Genomic DNA, 15948 nt, shown 5'->3' with positions numbered 1-15948 from the left:
TGGCTGTCGTTGCGATGTGCGCTGCCCGCGACCAGAAGCTCATCCACTCCACCTCCGCGGCCACCGGCTGACCTCTCAGCGTTCCGGGGCCGCCCTGTGAAGGGTCACCCTTGACTTCCAGCTCTGCTGTTTTCTCCGCACTCGCGCCCTACGGCTGGGACGAGTCCTGGGCGAAGGAATTCGCCCCCCACGACGCCGAAGGACTGCTGGCCGGACGTGTCGTCCGGGTCGACCGCGGGCAGTGCGACGTCGTGACCGCCGGCGGGCTGCTGCGCGCCGACACCGCGTTCGTCACCCCGCACGACCCGCTGCGCGTCGTGTGCACCGGCGACTGGGTCGCCGTGGAACCCGGCGGCCACCCCCGCTACGTACGCGCGTATCTGCCGCGCCGTACCGCCTTCGTGCGCTCCACCTCGTCCAAGCGGTCCGAGGGGCAGATCCTCGCCGCCAACGTCGACCACGCGATCGTCGCCGTCTCCCTCGCCGTCGAACTGGACCTCGGCCGCATCGAACGGTTCCTGGCCCTCGCCTGGGAGTCCGGCGCCCAGCCGGTCGTGGTGCTCAGCAAGGCCGACCTGGTCCCGGACCCGGTGACCCTCGCGCACCTCGTCGAGGACGTCGGGACGACCGCCCCGGGCGTGCCGGTCCTCACGGTCAGCGCACACGCGGGCGACGGCCTGGACACACTGGTCGCCCTCGTCGGCTCCGGTACGTCGGTGCTGCTCGGCCAGTCCGGCGCCGGCAAGTCCACCCTCGCCAACGCGCTCCTCGGCGAGGACGTGATGGACGTCCGGGCCGCCCGGGACGTCGACGGCAAGGGCCGGCACACCACCACCACCCGCAACCTCCTCGCGCTCCCCGGCGGCGGCGTACTGATCGACACGCCGGGACTGCGGGGCGTGGGACTGTTCGACGCCGAGAGCGGGGTCGGGCAGGTGTTCGCCGAGATCGCGGAACTGGCGGAGGGCTGCCGGTTCTCCGACTGCGGGCACGAGAGCGAACCGGGCTGCGCGGTGCGCTCCGCGGTGGAGGCCGGGGAACTGCCCGTGCGCAGGCTGGAGAGCTACCGCAAGCTGACGCGGGAGAACCAGTGGATCATCGCGAAGACCGACGCGCGGCTCCGGTCCGAGATCAAGAAGGACTGGAAGAAGCGGGGCGCGGAGGGGAAGGCGGCGATGGAGGCGAAGAGGGGGCGGTGGAGGTAGTCGCCTGACCGCGGGTGCGTGGGGGCTGAGCGCACAGTTCCCCGCGCCCCTGCGGGGCCGGGAACCGCACCATGTCCGATTCCCGCCAGCCCCGCCCTTCGCCGTCGCCCACACTTGACCCGTGATGGACGAAGACACCAGGTACGAGGCGGTCCGCAGTCGTGACGCCCGTTTCGACGGCGCGTTCTTCTTCGCGGTCCGCACCACCGGCATCTACTGCCGCCCCAGCTGCCCCGCCGTCACCCCGAAGCGGCGCAACGTCCGCTTCTTCCGCACCGCGGCCGCCGCGCAGGGCTCCGGGTTCCGGGCCTGCCGGCGCTGCCGCCCGGACGCGGTGCCCGGCTCCGCCGAGTGGAACGTCCGCGCCGATGTCGTCGGCCGGGCCATGCGGCTGATCGGTGACGGCGTGGTGGACCGGGAGGGTGTCGGCGGGCTCGCCGACCGGCTCGGCTACAGCGCCCGCCAGGTGCAGCGGCAGCTCACCGCAGAGCTCGGCGCGGGCCCCGTCGCCCTCGCCCGGGCCCAGCGGGCGCATGCCGCCCGCACGCTGCTCCAGACCACCGAACTGCCCATCACGGAGATCGCGTTCGCGAGCGGATTCGCGAGCGTACGGCAGTTCAACGACACCGTTCGCGCGGTGTACGCCACCACCCCGAGCGGGCTGCGCGAGACCGCGCCCGGCGGCCGGGGCGCACGGCGCGGTTCCCCGGCCGCCGGGATCCCGCTGCGGCTCGCCCACCGCGGCCCGTACCGGGCCGGTCCCGTCTTCGACCTGCTGGAACGCGAATCCGTGCCCGGCGTGGAGGAGGTCACCGGCACCCCCGGCGCGCGCACCTACCGCCGTACCCTGCGCCTGCCCTACGGCCACGCCGTGGTCGCCGTCGACGAGCCCACGGACACCAGGACGGGTACCGGCTCCGGCGCGCACCCCGGCGGCTGGCTCGACGCCCGGCTGCGGCTGACCGATCCGCGCGACCTGACCACCGCCGTGCAGCGGCTGCGCCGGCTGTTCGACCTCGACGCCGATCCGTACGCCGTGGACGAGCGGCTCGCCGCCGACCCGCGGCTCGCTCCGCTGGTCGCCGCCCGGCCGGGGCTGCGGTCGCCCGGCGCCGCGGACCCGGCCGAGGCCGCCCTGCGGGCCCTCGTCGGCACCGACGGCGCAAAGCGGCTGGTACGGCGGTACGGCAAGGCGCTGGACGAGCCGTCCGGCGGTCTCACCCATCTCTTCCCCGAACCCGCGGTGCTCGCGGCGGCGGAGCCGGGCGGCGCCCTCGGCGCGCTGGCCGCGGCGCTCGCCGACGGTACGGTACGGCTGGATCCGGGCGCCGACCGGGACGAGGCCGAGGCGGCGCTGCGGGCGCTGCCCGGAACGGAGCCGGCGGTGATCGCCACCATCCGCGTCCGCGCCCTCGCCGACCCCGACGTCGCCCTGCCCGGACCGCCCGGTCCGGACGTACCGGACGAGTGGCGGCCCTGGCGGTCGTACGCCTTCCGGCATCTGCTGGTGGAAGGAGAGTCGAGGAACTCATGAGTGTCACGTACTGGACGCGGATCGCTTCGCCCGTGGGGGAGTTGCTCCTCACCGCCGACGGCGAAGGGGCGCTGACCTCGCTGTCCGTGCCCGGGCAGAAGGGCGGCCGGAGCGTCGAGGCGGGGTGGCGGTCCGATCCCGGTCCGTTCCGGGCCGCCGAGGACCAGCTCGCCGCCTACTTCACCGGTGAACTCAAGGAGTTCCGGCTGGAGTCGAGCACCCCCGGCACCGCCTTCCGGGAGCGGGTGTGGAGTGCGCTCGACGATGTCCCGTACGGGGCGACGACCACGTACGGGGAGATCGCCGCACGCATCGGGGCGTCCCGGGCGGCGGTCCGGGCGGTCGGCGGGGCGATCGGCGCCAACCCGCTGCTCATCGTGCGGCCCTGCCATCGGGTGATCGGGGCGGACGGGTCGATGACCGGGTACGCGGGGGGACTTGACCGCAAGGTGTGGCTGCTGACGGCGGAGGGAGCGCTGGGCTAGGGCCTGTCGTCACCTTCCCGTCTGCCTGGCGACGCCATGCACGCCGAGAGCACGCACCTGACGCCGCCAGGCCGCCTTTCGGGCGACGACGGGAATGTCACGACAGGCCCTGGTGTGCGGCGCCGCTCGGCCGGCCGGGTGGCCTCCTGGTCGGGTTGCCGGGCAGGGCATCCCCCCGTGTGTCACCTTCCCCTCCAGTGGGCCTTCGGAAGGGCGGGTGTGGATGGGCAGCGTCGGGCGGGTGCTCGCGGTGGCGTTGTTGCTGGTGGTGGGGGTGAGCGGACGGGCCGGTGCCGGCCCCGGGCCCTCGCTGTGGGCCGGGAGCTGGGAGGCCGCACCCTCCGGTACCGAGCCGGCGGTCCCCGGCGCCGCGTTCCGCAACGTCGTTCACCTGAGCGTCGGCGGCAGCGCGGTGCGCGTGCGGGTCAGCAACCGGCTCGGCAGCGCCCCGCTCCGGCTCGGCGCCGTCACCGTCGCCCTGCGGCGGGGCGACGGCCCGGCCGCCGTACCCGGCTCGATGCGTGCCGCCACCTTCGCCGGTGCCGACACCGCCGTCGTACCCGCCGGGCAGGACCTGGTCAGCGACCCGGTTCCGCTCTCTGTCCCGGCCGCCGCCGACCTGCTGGTCAGCGTCGAGACCCCGGGCGACTCAGGGCCCGCCACCTTCCACCGGGTCGCGCTCCAGACCAGCTATCTCGCCCGGCACGGCGCCGGACGGGCCGACGACGAGGACGGGAGCGCCTACACCCGCACCACCGGCCACTGGTACTACGTCACGGGCGTCGACGTGCGGGCCGTGACCCTCGGCAGCGTCGTCGCCTTCGGCGACTCCCTCACCGACGGCAACGGCACCAGCATGGACGCCAACCACCGCTGGCCCGACCGCCTCGCCGACCGGCTGCGCCGCTTCCGCATCGGCGTCCTCAACGCCGGGATCTCCGGCAACCGGCTGCTGCTCGACAGCACCGGAGGACCGGGAGCCCTGGCGCGCCTGGACGCCGACGGGCTCGACCGGAGCGGGGTGCGGACCCTCGTCCTCCTCGAAGGCATCAACGACATCAAGGGCACCCCGGAGGCCACCGACCCCGCCGACTTCGTACGGGCCTACCGCGCCGTGGTGGCCCGCGCCCACCTGAGAGGGATCCGGGTGGTCGGCGCGACCCTCACGCCGTACGCCGGGTACAGCGGGTACACCGAGGCCCGGGAGGCCGTACGGCAGCGGGTGAACAGGCTGATCCGCACCGGGCACCTCTTCGACGCGTACGTCGACTTCGACGCCGTCGTACGGGATCCGCGGCAGCCCGGCCGCATTCGACCCGCCTACGACCCCGGCGACCACCTGCACTTCAACGACGCCGGCACGCGCGCCCTGGCCGCCGCCGTCCCGCTCGCCGACCTGCTCTGAGCCCTCAGCCGGCGGCCCAGACCACCGCGGTCAGCCAGCCGGCCGTGACCAGCAGGCACGCGAACAGCTCGGCCAGCACGCTGGAGCCGCCCGCGTTCATCGTGGTGCGCAGGGCGGCCCGCGCCTCGGCGGACCGGCCGAGGCGCAGGCGTTCGTGCAGGTAGATCCCGGCCATGAAACCGGGGATCGCGCCGAGGACGGGGAGCAGGACGAAGCCGAGGACGGCGCCGGAGCCGGCGTACACGCGCATGCGGGGGGTGGCGCCGCTCGCCCGGAGCCGGCGCGGGGGCAGCAGCCAGCGCACCACCAGCGCCGCCAGCAGCACCACGGTCGCCCCGACCAGGACCGTCCACGCCGCCGGGCGCGGGTCGTACAGTGCCCACCACAGCACCGCGGCCCACACCAGCCCGGTACCCGGCACCCCGGGCACCAGCACCCCGCACAGGCCGAGCACCAGCACCAGGCCGACCAGCAGGAGTTCCCCTGCTCCCATCTGCCCAGAGTGCCGGACGACCGCGGGATGCGCAGGCCGACGGGAACCGGCCACGTCAGCGCGGCGCCCTCGCACGGGAAACCGATGCGTCATTCACAGCTGACCGCCAGGAAGACCCGTCACAATCTGGCCTTCCGGCGGGCGTGAGAGCGTTCGGCCGTCCGAACGGTGAGCGGTCCCACGACGCGCGTACGCGTAGGTGTCCGGGCCGTGTCACTCCGGTGTCGCCGGGTGGTTCTCCCGTGGGGGGTGGGACCACCCGGCGACTCACACGTGTCAGCCCCGGCGCCGCGTCCATTCCCTTTGCTCGTACGAGTGTTCAGGATGTCCCTCGACACGCCGTTCGAGACGGGGTCGTGTGCGGGATTTTCCGGATGCCCCGTTTTCATCCGGCCCGTGCGGTGGACAATTAGGGGCATGAGCCAGCCAGGGGGTAGGCCCACCCGTCATGACGACGACTGGTGGGGGCAGTTGTACGACGACTCGACGGAGGACACCGGACCCACGGCCGCACCCGACTCGCTGGACGACCGCTTCGCCTCGGCGAAGAGGACGGTGGGGGGCCGGCGGGGCGTCACCGTGGAACCGGGCGACGAGCAGGCGCCGCCGACCGTGCCGGCGCAGCGGGTGGCCGGCGTCCCCGCCGAGGGCACCAGGGCCGCCGCTTCGAAGCGCTGGCCGTGGGACGAGGAGGACGAGGAGCCGCTGGAGGCCGACGACGACGCCTCGCCCACCCGCCACCCCACGACCCGCCCCGACCTGACCACGCCACCATCGCTTGCGGCTCCGGAGACCCCGGACGCGCCCTATGCCCTGGATGCCCTGGAAACCCCGCAGGCCCCGCCCGCCTCGCAGGTCTCCGAGGTCCCGCCGGTCCCACAGAGCCCGCCGGTCCCGCAGGCTCCGCCCATGTCGCCGGGCGCGCCCGTCTCGCAGGTCTCCGAGGCCCCGCACGTTCCGCAGGGTCCACCGGTCTCTCAGATCCCCGCGGTCCCGCCTGTCCCGCAGAACTCGCCGGTCCCGCCTGTTCCGCAGAGCCCGCCGGTCCCGCCTGTCCCGCAGAGTCCGCCGGTCCCGCCTGTTCCGCGGATCTCCGAGGTCCCGTCGGGACCGTCCGTCGCGCAGTTCTCCGTGGGATCGGGCGGCTGGGACGATCCGGATGTCGGGGTTGTGCCGGTGGCTGCCTCGGCCTCCTCCGTGGACTACGTCAGCTCCGGGCCGCCCACCTACGACGCCGAGCCCACCGCCCTGCCCGCCGCCGACCCCGACGAACTCGACGACCTGGTCGCCGACACCGTCCTGGACGGCGCCCGGTACGGCGCCTGCACCCTGCGGGCCGTCTCCCAGCGCGGCGACTCCGCCCGGTTCCGCGGCGAGCCGCGCCGTGACGCCCTGCTCACCGCCCGGTTCGGGACCGGCGAGCAGGCCCTGGTCCTGGTCGCGATGGCCACCGGCGCCCGGGCCACCCCCGGTGCGCACCGGGCCGCCGCCGAGGTCTGCGAGTGGATCGCGCGGGCCGTCGGCCGCAGCCACCAGCGGCTCACCGAGGACATCCAGGCCGCCCGGCGCGGTGATCTCAAGTCCGGGCTGCACCGGCTCACCGACCGCAGCCTCGGCAAGCTCCGCGCCGGCGCGGCCGAACGGGGCGTCGCCGCCGACGAGTACGCGGCCAGCCTGCGCTGCCTCCTCATCCCCGCCCACCCCCAGTGCCGTACCCGGGTCTTCTTCGGGGTCGGCGAGGGCGGACTGTTCCGGCTCCGGGACGGCCAGTGGCAGGACATCGAGCCGCGCGTGGACGCCGACACCCCCGGTGAACCCGTGCTCGGCTTCGGCTCGCTGCCCTCCGAGACCCCGCAGGGCGACCGGCTCACCATGGACCTCGGCATCCCGACCCCGCCGAGCCCCTACGAACCGGCCCCCGAGCCACCCCGCGACCCGTTCCTGTTCCGGGCCTCGGTAGCCCGCCCGGGTGACGCGCTCGTGATGTGCACGGGCGGCCTCGCCGACCCGCTGCGCGGCGAACCCGCGCTCTGCGCCTACCTGGCCCGGCGCTGGTCCGGCGGCACCCCGCCCGGCCTCGCCGCGTTCCTCGCGGACGCCCAGGTACGGGTCAAGGGGTACGCCGACGACCGTACGGCGGCGGCCGTCTGGGAGGCGTGAGCGCGGTCCCTGTGGATACATGGAAGGGCATCGCGCAGGGAGCCGGAGATCCGCGGAGCCGAAGGGTGCCCGACCGCCATGGCCAAGCAGAACGTCGCCGAACAGTTCGTCGACATCCTCGTCCGCGCCGGGGTGCGCCGCCTCTACGGCGTCGTCGGCGACAGCCTCAACCCGGTCGTGGACGCCGTTCGCCGCAACTCCGCCATCGACTGGATCCACGTCCGCCACGAGGAGACCGCCGCCTTCGCGGCCGGCGCCGAGGCCCAGATCACCGGCACCCTGGCGGCCTGCGCCGGCTCCTGCGGCCCGGGCAACCTGCACCTGATCAACGGCCTGTACGACGCCCACCGCTCGATGGCCCCGGTCCTCGCCCTCGCCTCGCACATCCCCTCCAGCGAGATCGGCCTCGGCTACTTCCAGGAGACCCACCCCGACCGGCTCTTCCAGGAGTGCAGCCACTACAGCGAGCTCATCTCCAGCCCGAAGCAGATGCCGCGGCTGCTGCAGACCGCCATCCAGCACGCGGTCGGCCGCAACGGGGTGAGCGTGGTCAGCCTGCCCGGCGACATCGCCGACCAGCCCGCACCCGAGCAGTCCGCCTCGGCGGCCATCGTCACCTCCCGGCCGACCGTCCGCCCCGGCGACGCCGAGCTGGACAAGCTGGTCGCGATGATCGACGCGGCGGACAAGGTGACCCTGTTCTGCGGGAGCGGTACGGCGGGCGCCCACGCCGAGGTCATGGAGCTGGCGGAGCGGATCAAGTCCCCGGTCGGCCACGCCCTGCGCGGCAAGGAGTGGATCCAGTACGACAACCCGTACGACGTCGGCATGAGCGGACTGCTCGGCTACGGCGCCGCCTACGAGGCCACCCACGAGTGCGACCTGCTGATCCTGCTCGGCACCGACTTCCCGTACAACGCCTTCCTCCCCGACGACGTGCAGATCGTGCAGGTCGACGTCCGCCCCGAGGTGCTGGGCCGCCGTTCCCGCCTGGACCTGGCGGTCTGGGGCGACGTGCGCGAGACGCTGCGCTGTCTGGTGCCGCGGGTGCGGGCCAGGGAGAACCGGCGGTTCCTCGACCGGATGCTCAAGAAGCACGCGGACGCGCTGGAGGGGGTGGTGAAGGCGTACACGAGGAAGGTCGAGAAGCACGTCCCGATCCATCCGGAGTACGTGGCCTCGGTCCTCGACGAACTCGCCGCCGACGACGCGGTGTTCACCGTGGACACCGGTATGTGCAATGTGTGGGCGGCCCGTTACATCTCGCCCAACGGCCGCCGCCGGGTGATCGGTTCCTTCTCGCACGGCTCGATGGCCAACGCGCTCCCGATGGCGATCGGCGCCCAGTTCACCGACCGGCGACGGCAGGTCGTGTCGATGTCCGGGGACGGCGGATTCACCATGCTGATGGGCGACTTCCTGACCCTGGTGCAGTACGACCTCCCGGTCAAGGTCGTCCTCTTCAACAACTCCGCCCTCAGCATGGTCGAGTTGGAGATGCTGGTCGCGGGTCTGCCCGCGTACGGCACCACCAACACCAACCCCGACTTCGCCGGCGTCGCCCGCGCCTGCGGCGCCTACGGGGTGCGGGTCGAGAAGCCCAAGCAGCTCGCCGGTGCGCTCAGGAACGCCTTCAAGTACCCGGGCCCGGCCCTGGTCGACGTGGTCACCGACCCCAACGCGCTGTCCATCCCGCCGAAGATCAAGGCCGAGATGGTCACCGGCTTCGCGCTCTCCGCGTCCAAGATGGTGCTGGACGGGGGCGTGGGCCGGATGGTCCAGATGGCCCGCTCCAACCTGCGCAACGTGCCGCGCCCGTAGCTCAGCCCTCGGCCGGCACCCACTGGCGGACGCCGTCGACGTTGCCGTACCAGTAGTGCGGCAGGCCCTTGACGGAGCTGGTGCGGAACGGCCGGCCGTGGTCGTCGACGCGGACCGTGCCGGAGCGGCCCTGTGAGGACCAGTCGAGTTCGAGGTACCAGCGGCAGTCGCAGCCGACGGTGCTCGCCTTGACGCGCAGCACCTCCGGGTCGGTGGCGGAGACCCGGTAGGGCAGGTGCATGGTCGAGACGGTCTTCCCGTCGGGGCCCTCACCGGCCACCGGGCGGGCGATGGGACGGTCCTTGTCCAGGTTCACGTCGAAGTAGCGCGGGGTGAGCCCGCCGCCGCAGCCGTCGGCCATGGAGTAGGCGATGCCGGGCGCGGGAGCCGTACGGCCGACGACCCGCACCCGCAGATCCTCCAGGACGACGGCGGTGGACGACCGGCCCTGCACGGAGACGTCCACGATCGTGTTGCCCCCGTGCACCGCGCTCTGGGTGGCCGCCCAGGTGCCGGCGTCCTGCGGGGCGGGCGGCGGCGGGACCTGGGACGGCTGCTTGTCGATGACGTAGTCGTGGTCGCAGCCCAGCTCCCAGAGCTGCGAGTTCGCCGTCCAGGTGAGGGGGACGGCGGTGGCGGCCGGGGTGGCGGGGGAGGAGGTCCTGGCACCGCCCGACGGGTACGAGGCCGACGGGGTGGCCGAGGCGGGGTCCGGTGCCGGGCCGGTGGCGCGGGTGCCGTGGTGCTCGGCGTCGCCGGCGTCGGTCGTGGCGGTCGTGGCGGTTGCGGCGGAGGAGCCGGTGCCCCGGGCCGTGGCGCCTGTGCTCGGCCGGTCGTCCGGGAGGGCGGCCAGGCTGCCCAGCGTCGCCAGCAGGGCGGTGACCACGGCCGAGGCGACCAGCGGGCGCCGCCGCCGGTACCAGGGACGGCCGACGGGGGCCGCCTCCGCGGGGCCGGAGGCCGTTGTGGTCTCAGGGGTCTCCGCGGGCTCAGGGGTCTCCCCGTGGTCGGAGGCTTCCCCGTGGTCGGAGGTGTCCTCGGGTTCCGCGTCCTCCCCGGTGCGCGGTCGTCGGCGGGCCGCCACCGCTCGTAGCCAGTGTTCGTGGAGAGCGAGCCGTTCCTGGGGTGTCGCGCCGCAGAACGCGGCCAGGCGTTCCACCGGAGCGAAGTCCAGCGGCACCGCCTCGCCCGCGCAGTAGCGGTGCAGGGTGGAGGTGTTCATGTTGAGACGGCGGGCCAGCGAGCCGTAGCTCCGGTCCGTCCGGTCCTTCAACTGCCGCAGCAGCGCCGCGAACTCCTCGACATCGTCGCGCACGGGCACCTTCCCCCGGTCGTCGCCATCCCAGGCACTCATATACCTGCACGTCAACAGGGCTGGGATGGTTCCAGGGCGGGGAAACGGGCGGTCGCCGTTGCGGTCCGCGCCGGTGTCGGCCGATGCTCTTGGTGCCGCACCGAGCAGGGCCGGACCGACCAGCCGGCCGCGTCGGCGGCAGCCCACACCCATGCACCGATCCACGGGGGAACATCCATGCCCAAGCGCACCAGAGCCGGCGCGCTCACCGCACTCGCCGGCGCCGCACTCGTCCTAGGCACCGCCCTCGCCGCTCCCGCGGAGGCCGCGCCCAAGGCGCCCGGCTTCCTCGCCGCGGCTGACCTGCCACCGCGGGCCGGCACGTCCTGGACGGCCGGCAAGGTCACCGCCGGCATACCGGAGGAGGTCAAGCAGGACATCTGCATCGGCGTCGGGCTCGGTGGCGGCCAGGACTCCTGGTACCGGAAGTTCCGGACCGACCTAGACACGAGTGCCCGTCAGGTCAGTGCCGAGCTGCCCAGCGTCCGCCTGGCGAAGGGCCGGTTCGCGAAGCTCGACGAGGACATCGTGTCCTGCGCGGACCGGATCGAGATGGCGGACCCGCAGATCCAGGCCACGTTCCAGGACCACGGCACCCTCCCGGTCGGGGACGGCGCCCACGTCTACGCCCTGCGCACGGTGACCGCCTGGGGCGCCAGTGACATCCGGCTGATCTCCATCGGCCGGGAGGGGCGCACCGTCACCGTCGTGGACTGGGGGCAGCTCGGCGGCTTCGTGGACGCGCCCGTGAAGGCCTTCAAGAAGACCACCACCACGGCCGTGAACAAGCTCCACTGACCCACACGAGGCCCCTGACACAAGACAACAAGACAACAACACAGCAAGACACGAGACTCGGAAAACGGGGAACAGACATGAGCAGCAAGACCCGCGCCGTCCTCACCGCCGGCGTCCTCGCCGTGGCCCTCGGGCTCGGCGTCACCGCCCAGGCCTCGGCCCGCGCACCGCGCACCGTCAGCGGCAACCCCGCCGACAACATCACCCGCATCTCGGACTTCTACGGCGCCTACATCGACGCCGAGAGCGACCTGGACGGCAGCGGCAACCTGCCCACCGCGCTGCGCGCCTACTACATCGCCCCGACCTACCTGAAGAAGCTGGCGGCCTGGGAGAACCGCGAGCACGCGGACGGGGTGCTGCGTGCCCAGAACACCCCGCTCAAGTGGAAGGTCACGGAGACCGGCACCGGCACGTACACGGAGGCCGTCATCACGCTCACCTGGAGCCGCAACACGAGCACGAAGCTGGTCGTCGACATGACCCGTGACACCCACAAGATCGTCAACATCGGCACCAAGGGCCTCGGGGGCAAGTAGCCGGAAGGTCGGCTTTCGGCCAGGTTCGCCGGTGCCGCGGACCGCGTGAAACAGCTCAGAGGGTTGCGTGCGGGGCTGAATCGCGCCGGGTCCGCGGCACCCTTGGCGCGTACGGGGCGGTGCGGGCGGCGACGTACGGGACGGAGCGGACCCAGGACATGGCCGAACACCCGGCCGTCATCGACGTGACATGACTGGCCCGTGCCCGAGCGGGCATGGATCCCGTGAACGTGTTCGATCAGGAGGGGATCCGGCAACAGCGTGCGGGCGGGGGTCATGAACAGTCAGGCACGAGGGGGCGGTCCCGTGGCAATCGGGGCCTCCTCGGCGCAGACGGCGGGGGAAGAGACCGACACGACGGAACGGGGACACCCGCCGCAGTTCAGGCGCCGACTGGGACGGTCGGACCTGCGGGCGGTGCCCGAGGCGCGCAGGGAACTACGGGAACTGCTGCGGCACTGGGGGCGTCCCGGCCGCTCCGAGATAGCGGAACTGCTCACCAGCGAACTCGTCACCAACGCGCTCGTCCACACGGACCGCGAGGCGGTGCTGACGGCCGTTGTGGAGCCCAGTCAACTGCGGGTGGAAGTACGGGACTTCGTGTCCCGCAGGCCACGGATGCGCGCCCCGGACACCGACGACGGCACCCATGGCCGGGGCCTGGTGCTGGTCGACGCCTTCGCGGACGCGTGGGGCGTCCTGCCCCACGAGGTCGGGAAGTCGGTGTGGTTCGAACTGGACGCGGAGGCCGCCTAGCGGGGGCCGCGCACAACGGGACGGGGGCGTGACCCTGAAGGTCACGCCCCCGTCCCGAAGTGCCGTGCGGCAGCCGGTGATCAGCCGAACTGCTGCTCAAGGTCCTTGAGCTTGCGCTCCAGGGAGTCGAGGCGCGGCAGCGCCATGGTGTCGTCCTCCGCGGTCAGGTCCACGGTGATCGGGTCAGACCCTTTGCGGACGGGCTGAAGGGAGGGCCGCTGGCGTACGGGCAGCTGCTCCGGCGCCGATATGGCAGGCTCCGCAGTGGGCTGGGAGGCGCGCTCCACCTGGTGCTGCACCTCGTCCTGCCGGCCGCGTCCGACGAAGCCGCGGTGGCCCCGGCTTATCGCCTTGAGCTGGGCCCGCTCCAGGCGGTCCTGCTCGCGGCGGCGCAGCCGGTTGGTCTCCTTCTGCCGCTTGTCCTCGCGCACCTCGTCGACCGCCTCGTCCAGGCTGCGCACACCCTCCAGGAGCATCAGCGACCAGGCCTTGTAGGTCTCGCGGGGGGCACGCAGCCAGCGGACGATACGGATCTGCGGCAGCGGGCGCGGCACCAGACCCTGCTCACGCAGGGCGGCCTTGCGGGTCTGCTTCAGCGCGCGGTCGAAGAGCACGGCCGCGGACAGCGACATGCCGGCGAAGAACTGGGGAGCGCCCGCGTGGTCGACACCCCTGGGCGCGTGCACCCAGTTGAACCAGGCCGCGGCGCCCGCGAACGTCCACACGAGTATCCGGGAGCCGAGGGCCGCGTCACCGTGGCTCGCCTCACGCACCGCGAGGACGGAGGAGAACATCGCCGCGCCGTCCAGACCGAACGGCACGAGGTACTCCCAGCCGTCGGAGAGGCCGAGGTTCTGCTGGCCGAAGCCGACCAGCCCGCGGAACGAGAGGGCCGCCGCAACCGACGCGGAGGCGAACAGGAGAGCGTAGGAGACGGTGCCGTATATGGCCTCCTTGCGCCGTCGGCGCTCCTCGCTGCGCTCCCACGAGTCGTCCTTCGCGTGCTCCCCGCCGGACCGCTTGGAGCGCGCAAGCACCGCCACCGCGACCAGCATGCCCAGGAGCAGTACGGCGCCGGGAAGCAGCCAGTTCAGCGATATGTCGGTCAGTCTCATCTAGGGGTCCCTTGCATTGGGATAGGGCGTATCGCCCGCCATAGTGGCCCAACCCCACTGGCCCTCAGGGGGTTTCGGGGCAAGAGGCCGCCAAGGAAGTGCAAGGGGATGCCCCAGGGCGGCATTCTGCTCGAACTGCCGCGTGAGGGGCGGGAGCTGAGTTCGAGTAAGACTACCCATACGGGTGGTTCCTCGGAAAGTTCCTGCGGCAAGTGAGGAAGTTGTGAATTGCCTGTCCCCCGCAGCGGCGCCCTGCCATCGGTGATCTTAGTGGATTCCGAGGGGTGCTGTGTGACCGGGCGGGTGCCTCGGACGGGCTGAGGGCGGCTCAGGCCGCCGCGGCCGCCACGAGTTTGGCGATCCGGTCGTCGTCGCAGGTCCGCGGGCAGGTGGCGCAGGTGTCCTCGGGGCGCAGGGTGTAGTACATGCAGCAGCTCGCCCGGTCCCGGGTGGGCAGCGGCTCCCCGGCCGGGCCGGTCAGCACCCGGAAGGCGGCCGAACCGACGTACGGCTTGGTGGCGCCCGGCAGCAGCTGTTCGAGTTCGCGTACGGCCCGCGCCTCCTCGCCGAGCACTCCGGCGATGTACCAGAGCCCCTCCACGACCTCGTCGGTCGCCATCCCCCACAGGGCCCGCCCGCGCCGCCGCATCCGCGGTCCGAAGCCGCCGAGGACCGGTTCCAGGTGCTCGGCGACGGCCGCCCGCACCTTCGCCCGCAGCGCCTCCTCGCCGCTCACGACGACCGCGCCGGGCAGCGCCGCCGCGGGATCGCCCGGGAGGCAGGCGAAGGAGGTGACGCGCACGGCCATCCGGCCCGCCGTCCGGTCGTAGGACACCTCGGTCGCGGGAAGGCGGGGGACCCGGCGGTCCAGGAACCAGGGGAGGGTGATCAGGAGGCAGGCGGCCCAGCCGTAGCGGTGCAGGCCGAAGCTGGCGATCACGTCGGGGCGGCCCGGCTTCCCCTCGTCCCGCAGGACCTGGTCCTCGTCCCAGGCCAGGAAGGCGTCCAGGCCGGCACCGCCCGCCGCCAGCTCGGCGGCGCCGACCCAGCCGCCGCCCCGGGGTGCCGGGTCGTCCGCGCCCAGCTCCGTGATCACCAGGTCCGGGCAGGCCTCGGTGAGGCGCGCGTAGGCGGCGGAGACGGGGGAGGACATGGGCTACCACCGATCGGGTGCGGGCCGACTGTCAGATAAGTAAGCCTTACCTTACCCAGTCGTACGGAAGTTTGAACCAGCGCCTTGTGCGCCTAAGGTGCTTGACGGACAAGTAACAACCCGCCGTTAATGACCCAAGTGCCGACGAGCTCCCGGAGGAGGACCCGTGAACCAGCGCGCGCACGCGGCTCCCGCCGGGACGGCCAGGGTTCCGGCGCAGTCGCGGTCCGAGCAGGCGGCGCGCGAGGTGCCCGGTTTCCCGGCCGGTCAGCCGGCCGCACGGGGCGAGCACACGCACAGTGAGCGGCCGATGCCGCAGCCGCGGCCCGTCGTGCAGCGGGCGTCGGTGCGCGGGCAGATCCTCGACGCGTTGCGCACCGCGCTGGTCGGCGGCGAGCTGGCGCCCGGCGAGGTGTACTCGGCGCCGGCGCTGGGAGAGCGGTTCGGGGTCTCGGCGACGCCGGTGCGCGAGGCGATGCAGCAGCTGGCGCTGGAGGGCGCGGTCGAGGTCGTGCCCAACCGGGGGTTCCGGGTGGTGCGGCGCGGCGCGCGCGAGCTCGCGGAACTGGCCGAGGTGCGGGCGCTGATCGAGGTGCCGGTGATGATGCGGCTGGCGCGCAGCGTGCCGGGTGAGCGGTGGGCCGCGTTGCGGCCGCTCGCCGAGGAGTCGGTGCGGGCGGCGGCGACCGGGTGCCGGGTGACGTACGCGGAGGCCGACCAGGCGTTCCACCGGGCGGTGCTGGCCCTGGCGGGCAACGAGCAGCTGGTGCAGATCGCGGAGGACCTGCACCGCCGTGCGGTTCCGCTGCGCGGGGCGCGCGCCGACCTGATGTCGGACGCGGCGGAGCATGCGGAGCTGCTGGAGGCGTTGGTGGCGGGGGAGCTGGACGCCGTGCGGCGGTTGGTGTCCGGGCATTTCGCCGCCGCGGGCTGACAGGGAAGGGTGTTCGCGGCGGCGGTTCGCCGTCGCGGGTGCGGCCGTCCCCCGGGTGCGAGTCCGCCGTGGCTGATCGCGCAGTTCCCCGCGCCCCTGACGGGGCGCTACGCTCGCCGCTTCTGTCGAATGCGGCCCCGTGCCCCTGACGGGGCGCTGCTCAGCTGCCTCTTTCCAGCCGCGGGCAGGCGTGCCG

General features: G+C 73.3%; 14 protein-coding genes. 10 read left to right on the top strand and 4 right to left on the bottom strand.

Annotated elements, in window-relative coordinates; genetic code table 11:
- Positions 1-110: 110 nt before the first annotated feature.
- The 4 genes from rsgA (at position 111) to IEZ11_RS35060 (ending at position 4629) form a co-directional block, all read left to right on the top strand.
- Positions 111-1205, top strand: coding sequence for a ribosome small subunit-dependent GTPase A (gene rsgA, locus IEZ11_RS35075; RefSeq protein WP_189267002.1), 1095 nt, complete (start codon positions 111-113; stop codon positions 1203-1205).
- 124 nt (positions 1206-1329) lie between these two features.
- Positions 1330-2739, top strand: coding sequence for a DNA-3-methyladenine glycosylase 2 family protein (locus IEZ11_RS35070; protein WP_189267067.1), 1410 nt, complete (start codon positions 1330-1332; stop codon positions 2737-2739).
- The gene (locus IEZ11_RS35065; protein ID WP_189267001.1) at positions 2736-3224 is read left to right on the top strand and encodes a methylated-DNA--[protein]-cysteine S-methyltransferase; all 489 of its coding nucleotides are present in this window, start codon (positions 2736-2738) and stop codon (positions 3222-3224) included. The genes IEZ11_RS35070 and IEZ11_RS35065 overlap by 4 nt, the downstream gene beginning before the upstream one ends.
- A 223-nt stretch (positions 3225-3447) precedes the next feature.
- Complete coding sequence (locus tag IEZ11_RS35060; protein ID WP_189267000.1) at positions 3448-4629, top strand: SGNH/GDSL hydrolase family protein; 1182 nt, start codon at positions 3448-3450, stop codon at positions 4627-4629.
- Between the two features lie 4 nt (positions 4630-4633).
- Here IEZ11_RS35060 and IEZ11_RS35055 read toward each other — a convergent pair whose 3' ends face one another.
- Positions 4634-5122, bottom strand: coding sequence for a DUF456 domain-containing protein (locus IEZ11_RS35055; protein WP_189266999.1), 489 nt, complete (start codon positions 5120-5122; stop codon positions 4634-4636).
- 417 nt (positions 5123-5539) lie between these two features.
- Here IEZ11_RS35055 and IEZ11_RS35050 point away from each other — a divergent pair, with 417 nt between their 5' ends.
- Positions 5540-7282 (top strand): protein phosphatase 2C domain-containing protein, encoded by a 1743-nt coding sequence (locus IEZ11_RS35050; protein WP_189266998.1) that lies wholly within the window; start codon positions 5540-5542, stop codon positions 7280-7282.
- A gap of 78 nt (positions 7283-7360) precedes the next feature.
- Positions 7361-9103 carry a pyruvate dehydrogenase gene (locus tag IEZ11_RS35045; protein ID WP_189266997.1) on the top strand — a complete coding sequence of 581 codons (1743 nt, stop codon included), beginning with the start codon at positions 7361-7363 and terminating at the stop codon, positions 9101-9103.
- Between the two features lies 1 nt (position 9104).
- On the opposite strand, the gene IEZ11_RS35040 is transcribed toward IEZ11_RS35045, so the two are convergent.
- Positions 9105-10457, bottom strand: a complete 1353-nt coding sequence (locus IEZ11_RS35040) for a helix-turn-helix domain-containing protein (protein WP_229713544.1) — start codon at positions 10455-10457, stop codon at positions 9105-9107.
- A gap of 177 nt (positions 10458-10634) precedes the next feature.
- Between IEZ11_RS35040 and IEZ11_RS35035 the strand changes: the two genes are divergently transcribed.
- From IEZ11_RS35035 to IEZ11_RS35025, 3 genes are all read left to right on the top strand, one after another.
- Positions 10635-11255, top strand: coding sequence for a hypothetical protein (locus tag IEZ11_RS35035; protein ID WP_189266995.1), 621 nt, complete (start codon positions 10635-10637; stop codon positions 11253-11255).
- A 77-nt stretch (positions 11256-11332) separates the two neighbouring features.
- Positions 11333-11794 (top strand): hypothetical protein, encoded by a 462-nt coding sequence (locus tag IEZ11_RS35030; protein WP_189266994.1) that lies wholly within the window; start codon positions 11333-11335, stop codon positions 11792-11794.
- Positions 11795-12100: 306 nt separating this feature from the next.
- On the top strand, positions 12101-12550 hold the full coding sequence (locus IEZ11_RS35025) for an ATP-binding protein (RefSeq protein WP_229713543.1): 450 nt from the start codon (positions 12101-12103) through the stop codon (positions 12548-12550).
- Between the two features lie 80 nt (positions 12551-12630).
- Here the strand turns inward: IEZ11_RS35025 and IEZ11_RS35020 are convergent, their stop codons facing one another.
- Positions 12631-13665, bottom strand: a complete 1035-nt coding sequence (locus tag IEZ11_RS35020) for a DUF2637 domain-containing protein (RefSeq protein ID WP_189266992.1) — start codon at positions 13663-13665, stop codon at positions 12631-12633.
- A 328-nt stretch (positions 13666-13993) separates the two neighbouring features.
- Entirely contained in the window at positions 13994-14818 is an 825-nt protein-coding gene (locus IEZ11_RS35015; RefSeq protein WP_189266991.1) for a (2Fe-2S)-binding protein, read from the bottom strand.
- Positions 14819-14984: 166 nt separating this feature from the next.
- On the opposite strand from IEZ11_RS35015, the gene IEZ11_RS35010 reads away from it, so the two are divergent.
- Complete coding sequence (locus IEZ11_RS35010; protein ID WP_189266990.1) at positions 14985-15752, top strand: GntR family transcriptional regulator; 768 nt, start codon at positions 14985-14987, stop codon at positions 15750-15752.
- Positions 15753-15948: the final 196 nt, after the last annotated feature.

This window comes from Streptomyces fuscichromogenes (genome assembly GCF_014645815.1).
Classification (GTDB): Bacteria; Actinomycetota; Actinomycetes; order Streptomycetales; family Streptomycetaceae; genus Streptomyces; species Streptomyces fuscichromogenes.
The sequence above is the reverse complement of the archived record's forward strand: the minus strand, read 5'-3'. Positions and strand labels throughout refer to the sequence as shown.

Coding starts and splice junctions, on each gene's coding strand:
- IEZ11_RS35060 (WP_189267000.1), top strand. CDS start 3,448: ATGGGCAGCGTCGGGCGGGTGCTCGCGGTGGCGTTGTTGCTGGTGGTG.
- IEZ11_RS35070 (WP_189267067.1), top strand. CDS start 1,330: ATGGACGAAGACACCAGGTACGAGGCGGTCCGCAGTCGTGACGCCCGT.
- IEZ11_RS35055 (WP_189266999.1), bottom strand. CDS start 5,122: ATGGGAGCAGGGGAACTCCTGCTGGTCGGCCTGGTGCTGGTGCTCGGC.
- IEZ11_RS35020 (WP_189266992.1), bottom strand. CDS start 13,665: ATGAGACTGACCGACATATCGCTGAACTGGCTGCTTCCCGGCGCCGTA.
- IEZ11_RS35040 (WP_229713544.1), bottom strand. CDS start 10,457: ATGAGTGCCTGGGATGGCGACGACCGGGGGAAGGTGCCCGTGCGCGAC.
- IEZ11_RS35050 (WP_189266998.1), top strand. CDS start 5,540: ATGAGCCAGCCAGGGGGTAGGCCCACCCGTCATGACGACGACTGGTGG.
- IEZ11_RS35015 (WP_189266991.1), bottom strand. CDS start 14,818: ATGTCCTCCCCCGTCTCCGCCGCCTACGCGCGCCTCACCGAGGCCTGC.
- IEZ11_RS35045 (WP_189266997.1), top strand. CDS start 7,361: ATGGCCAAGCAGAACGTCGCCGAACAGTTCGTCGACATCCTCGTCCGC.
- IEZ11_RS35030 (WP_189266994.1), top strand. CDS start 11,333: ATGAGCAGCAAGACCCGCGCCGTCCTCACCGCCGGCGTCCTCGCCGTG.
- IEZ11_RS35065 (WP_189267001.1), top strand. CDS start 2,736: ATGAGTGTCACGTACTGGACGCGGATCGCTTCGCCCGTGGGGGAGTTG.
- IEZ11_RS35035 (WP_189266995.1), top strand. CDS start 10,635: ATGCCCAAGCGCACCAGAGCCGGCGCGCTCACCGCACTCGCCGGCGCC.